Origin of the sequence: Pseudomonas juntendi (genome assembly GCF_009932375.1) — a bacterium.
GTDB classification, from domain to species: Bacteria; Pseudomonadota; Gammaproteobacteria; order Pseudomonadales; family Pseudomonadaceae; genus Aquipseudomonas; species Aquipseudomonas juntendi.
Map to the genome: position 1 here is coordinate 1 of NZ_BLJG01000297.1, position 2,517 is coordinate 2,517.

The 2,517-nt window shown below is 67.3% G+C and carries 2 protein-coding genes; both read right to left on the reverse strand.

Annotated elements, in window-relative coordinates; all coding sequences use genetic code 11:
* Window positions 1-1,576 (reverse strand): condensation domain-containing protein (locus tag GYA94_RS24965; protein WP_255326992.1); only part of this gene is annotated, 1,576 nt, incomplete at its 3' end.
* A partial coding sequence (locus GYA94_RS24970; RefSeq protein ID WP_161893316.1) for a phosphopantetheine-binding protein occupies window positions 1,576-2,517 on the reverse strand: 942 nt, incomplete at its 5' end. The genes GYA94_RS24965 and GYA94_RS24970, both read right to left, overlap by 1 nt.

Sequence of the window (2,517 nt, forward strand, 5' to 3'; positions counted from 1 at the left end):
GCGCCGGGGCATCCGGGGTACGCTGCACCTGGGCTTCGATCAGTTGCTGGATGCTCTGCTGCAGCGGGTACTGTTCAGCGGTGGCGTTCCACGTGACCAGGGTGCGCTCGCGCTCGGCGGCCGCCAGCAACGGCAGTTCGGCCACCGGTTGGTGCGGTTGCTCGACGATGCCTTGCAGCAGGTTGATGAAGTGGGTCGACAGCCGCTCGATGGTCGAGCGCTCGAACAGGTCGGTGGCATAGATGAACGACGCCTCCAATCCCTCTGGCGATTCGCGGGTCTCCAGGGTCAGGTCCAGTTGGGCCACTTCGGTGACACTGTCCACGCCTTCGATCTGCAGGTCGCCCAGGCGCGCACTGGTCGCCCCGCCACGGCCGGCCGCTTGGTGGTTGAACATCACCTGGAACAGCGGGTTGAGCCCCAGGGTGCGCTCCGGCGCCAGGGCCTCGACCAGTTGCTCGAACGGCAGCTCCTGATAGGCCTGGGCATCCAACGCGTGCTGGCGCACCTGGCGCAACAATTCGACGAAGGGCTGCTCGCCGGCGACCTGGGCACGAATCACCTGAGTGTTGACGAAGTAACCGATCAGCCCTTCGGTCTCGACCCGGTTGCGGTTGGCGCTGGGCACCCCGATGCGGATATCGTGCTGGCCGCTGTAGCGGTGCAACAACGCATGCAATGCCGCCAGCAGCAGCATGAACAAGGTGCCACCCTCGGCCCGGGCCAAGGCGTGCAGGGCATGACTCAAGGCCGCCGGCAGTTGCAGGTTGCAGCGCGCGCCACGGTAGCTGGGCTGCGCCGGCCGCGCGTGATCCAGCGGCAGTTCCAGCACCGGTTGCTGCGCGCCCAGGCGCTCGGTCCAGTAGGCCAGCTGGCGATCACGCTCGCCCGCCTCCATCCAGTGGCGCTGCCACAGGGCATAGTCGGCGTACTGGATCGGCAGCGGCGCCAGCGTCGGCGCCTGGCCGAGGCTCAAGCCGGCATACAGGGCGATCAGCTCGCCGACCATCACCTGCATCGACACGCCATCGGAAACGATATGGTGCTGAGTCAGTACCAGCACATGGTCTTCGGGCGCCAACTCCAGCAGGCGGACCCGCAGCAGCGGCCCCGCCTCGAGGTCGAACGGGTGACGGGTTTCCTCGGCCACCCGGGCCTCCAGTTGTGCCAGGTCCAGCGGCCCGACCACCTCATGGGCGATAGCCAACCCGGCCCCGGGGTCGATCACCTGCAATGGGCGCGTCTGCTCGAAGACAAAGCGGGTGCGCAGCGTCTGATGCCGTTCCACCAACCGCTCGAAGGCACCTTGCAGCGCTTGGCGATCCAGCCGGCCGCGCAGCCGCAGGGCCATGGGGATGTGATAGGCACTGCTGTGCGGCTCCAGTTGCCAGAGGAACCACTGGCGCTCCTGGGCGAAGGACAGCGGCAGTTGCTCGAAGGCCGACTGCACCTCGGGGATCGGCAGGTTGGCCGGGGACACGCCCTCGGCCAGCATCTTCTCCAGGTACAGCGCACGCTTGTCCAGGGGCAAGGTGATGAAGCGGCGAGCGATCCGCGCGGCAACGGTATTGTCCATCACAGCCCCTCCATGTCGTCGAGCAGGCCTTCCAGACGGCTCAGGGTCGCATCCTGCACCTGTGCGCCGGTGGCTTGCAGTTGCGCCACCAGTGCACCGAGCACCGGGTATTGGAACAGCAGCTGCGGGACCAGTGTCAGCCCCAGTTCAAGTTGAATACGCGACACGATATTGATCACCAGCAGGGAATGCCCGCCCAGTTCGAAGAAGTTGTCCGTCAGGCCGACCCGCTCAAGCCCGAGCACCTGTGCCCAGATCGCCGCGACCTGTTGTTCCAGTTCACTCTGCGGCGCCACGTAGGCACGCTGCGACTGCGCGGCATCCACGGCAGGCAAAGCCTTGCGGTCCAGCTTGCCGTTGGGCGACAGCGGCAGGCCGTCCAGTACCAGCCACTGGTTCGGCACCATGTAGTCCGGCAGGCCGCGGCGCAGGTGCTCGGCCAGTTGTGCCTGCCAATCGGCGGCCTCGCCGGCCAGCACCACATAACCAACCAGTTGCTTGCCGTCCGGCACGGTCACCACGGCTTCACGCACCAGGTCGTGCTCCAGCAGACGCGCCTCGATCTCCCCCAGCTCGATGCGCAGGCCACGCAGCTTGACCTGGTGGTCGATACGCCCGGCGTACTCGATCACCCCGTCCGCGCGGTAGCGCGCCAGGTCACCGGTGCGGTACATGCGCTCGCCATTGCCGTATGGGCTCACGGCGAAACGCTCGGCGGTCAGCCCCAGGCGGCGGTGGTAACCGCGCGCCAGGCCTGCGCCGGCCAGGTACAGCTCGCCCAGCACCCCCACCGGCACCGGTTGCAGCTCGGCATCGAGGATGTAGCAGGCCAGGTTGGCGATAGGCTCACCGATCGGCACGCTGTCCCGCCCTTCCTCGCGGCAGGTCCAGTGGGTCACGTCGATGGCCGCCTCGGTCGGGCCATACAGGTTGTACGGCCC